The following is a 2,559-nucleotide window of genomic DNA, read 5'->3' as shown; positions in this document are numbered from 1 at the left end:
TGAAGCGGATCACCAACCGTCTCATGGCCATCCACCTCCGTAGGAGGAGGTCCGTGAGGGCCGAGGGCACGTCCGTCAGGTACTTGACCTCCCCGGCGGGGTCGGCCCGCTGGCAGATGCCAGCCAGTTGCAGTCGTAGAAGTACCCCTGGGCCACCCCCTTCAGGGCGCCGCGCACCGGCTCGGGGACCTCCTTGGCGAAGGCGTAGGCCAGCATGGACCCCCCGGCCCGCTTGTGGTCCTCCAGGAGGCGGGTGGCGAACTCCCGGTAGACCCCGTCGTAGTCCAGCGCCTGCTCCCAGGACACGTAGACGGGAAGCCTCTCCGTGGCGCTCACCACCCCCGAGTTCACCCGCCAGTAGCCCCGGAGGTAGGCGCAGGCGTAGTAGGGGGACCCGGGCGCCTCCCCGCCCGTGGTGACGGTGGTGGTGTACTCGTTGCCCTCAGAGTCCCGGTACCGGCAGGACCAGTCCGTCCGCCACTCCTTCCAGTAGGCGTAGGCCTCCGCCAGAAAGGCGTGCATCCCGTTGTCCCCGGGCCCCGTTATGGGCCGGGTGCTGGCCGTTACCGTGGGGCACCCCTGCGCGGGGTTAGGGGAGAGGAGGGGGGCGTACCCCGGGTAGGGCGCGTCCCGGGTGGCCAGCTGCCCCCCCTGCCACCGGACCCGCACCCACGCCGTGGCCCCTGGGGCGGTGGGGCCTCCCCCCCGGCCTGGCACGAGGTCCAGGCTGGTCGTGGAGCCGTCTTTGAAGCGGATCACCAACCGTCTCATGGCCATCCACCTCCAGGGGCCCGCCAGGCCCCAGGCCACCAGGCGCAGGCCTCCGCCAGGCGTGCATCCCGTTGTCCCCGGGCCCCGTTATGGGCCGGGTGCTGGCCGTTACCGTGGGGCACCCCTGCGCGGGGTTAGGGGAGAGGAGGGGGGCGTACCCCGGGTAGGGCGCGTCCCGGGTGGCCAGCTGCCCCCCCTGCCACCGGACCCGCACCCACGCCGTGGCCCCTGGGGGGGTGGGGTAGGGGCACTCCTGGAGCCCCCCCTTGACCACGGTTTCCTCCACGTGGACCAGGTACCCCGGGGGGAGGGCCTAAAGCTCCACCTCCACGAGGAAGAACTCGATCCTAGCCCCCTCAGGGGGGGCCGCTAGGCCCCCAGGTCCCCAGGGGACCCTCGAGGGGAAGGGGGCCCTTCCGCCCCTGCCTCAGGGACCTCCTTGTGCGCAAAAAGTGCGCTTTGTGCAGGGGTAACGCTCCCACAACCAAAGGCCGCGTACCGACGAAGTCCGCCGGCGCGCCCACTCCCACCGGGCCTCGGGTAAGCGTACCCCGCCCCACGGGCGATGGGGCGGGGTAGGGGCGTGGGGATCACCGGTTCAGGGGGAGGTGAGGATGGTTCCGTAATCGCCCACCGCCACGAAGGTGCCGTTGCCGTAGGTCACGCCGTTGAGGAGTTTGCTCGTCCCCGAGGTCCGCGCCGTCCAGCTCACCCCGTCCGGGGAGGTGAGGATGGTGCCGTCTTCCCCCACCACCACAAAGCGGCCGTTCCCGTAGGCCACGCCGAAGAGGTCCCTGCTCGTCCCTGAGTTGCGCAGGGTCCAGCTCACCCCGTCCCGGGAGGTGAGGATGGTACCTTTAGCCCCCACCGCCACGAAGAGGCCCTTCCCGTAGGTCACGCCGAAGAGGGTGTTGCCCGGGTTGCGTAAGGTCCAGGTAGTGCCTGCCCCGCTTCCACTTCCACTAGCGTTGTCGGCGTCCACCAGGGAGAGGGTGAGGTGGCGAATCAGGTTCCCGTCCTTACCCACCACCGCCAGCGCCAGGTGGTAGGGGTCGGCGTTGACGTCTATCCCCAGGACCCCGTTCGCCTTCGTGTGGACGGGAGGGGGAACCCCCTCGCTCCAGGTGAAGTGGGCGTAGACCTTGCCGTCCTTGAGCTGGAGGGTCACGTTGTAAGGCAGAAAGGCGTAGGCTCTCTCGATGAGAGCCTTCAGCTGGGGATGAGAGGTCTTGACCAGGGCCTGGACGTGAGCACTATTCCCAAGGTTGACCCGAAGCCAGAGGGCGCCGTCTCTGGATTCCAAACGCAGGTTGGCGTTGCCCTTCTTGGTGGCGTCCCCCCGGGAGTAGAGGAAGCCTTGTCTCTTTTCCTTCCACTCCCGCCTAAGGCGCTCCCGAGCTTTTCCCGAGAGGTGCTTCCGCTTCAGTTGCTCGAAGAGCTTTCTGCCCCCGAAGACCACTTTTCGGGGGTCCTGGCCCAGCTCCCGGGCAGAGTCCAGGGCGGCCTGGGCCTTCTCTATGGCCCCGTCGGCGTAGCGGGTGTTGAGGCCGAAGAGGGTGCAGAGGGGGCCGTTCTCCCAGGGCTTTACCCAAAACTCCTTCCTCGCCCTCCCTTAGCCTGCTTCAAGAGTTCTTGGGTGACTTCATAGTTGAGCAGGCGAACCAGGCCCCTCAGGAGCAGGTACGGACCATCCCTCTCGCTGGGCAGCCCCAGCTTGCCCCCGAGCTGCAAAAGAAACCCCTTGAACGGATCCCCCAACCGCTCAACTTCCCAAAGGAACACCGCCAG

General features: G+C 68.2%; 2 protein-coding genes and 1 pseudogene. All 3 read right to left on the bottom strand.

Annotated features, from left to right (window positions below; all coding sequences use genetic code 11):
* Positions 1 to 75 precede the first annotated feature (75 nt).
* Entirely contained in the window at positions 76 to 771 is a 696-nt protein-coding gene (locus BVI061214_RS13930; RefSeq protein WP_248841789.1) for a hypothetical protein, read from the bottom strand.
* 925 nt (positions 772 to 1,696) lie between these two features.
* A pseudogene (locus BVI061214_RS14120) lies at positions 1,697 to 2,290 on the bottom strand (IS200/IS605 family accessory protein TnpB-related protein); the annotation flags it as partial.
* Positions 2,291 to 2,355: 65 nt separating this feature from the next.
* Positions 2,356 to 2,559: hypothetical protein (locus tag BVI061214_RS13515; protein ID WP_038067347.1), on the bottom strand; the 204-nt coding region annotated here is incomplete at its 5' end.

Origin of the sequence: Thermus aquaticus (genome assembly GCF_001280255.1) — a bacterium.
In the GTDB taxonomy this organism is placed as follows: domain Bacteria; phylum Deinococcota; class Deinococci; order Deinococcales; family Thermaceae; genus Thermus; species Thermus aquaticus.
The sequence above is the reverse complement of the archived record's forward strand: the minus strand, read 5'-3'. Positions and strand labels throughout refer to the sequence as shown.

Coding starts and splice junctions, on each gene's coding strand:
- BVI061214_RS13930 (WP_248841789.1), bottom strand. CDS start 771: ATGAGACGGTTGGTGATCCGCTTCAAAGACGGCTCCACGACCAGCCTG.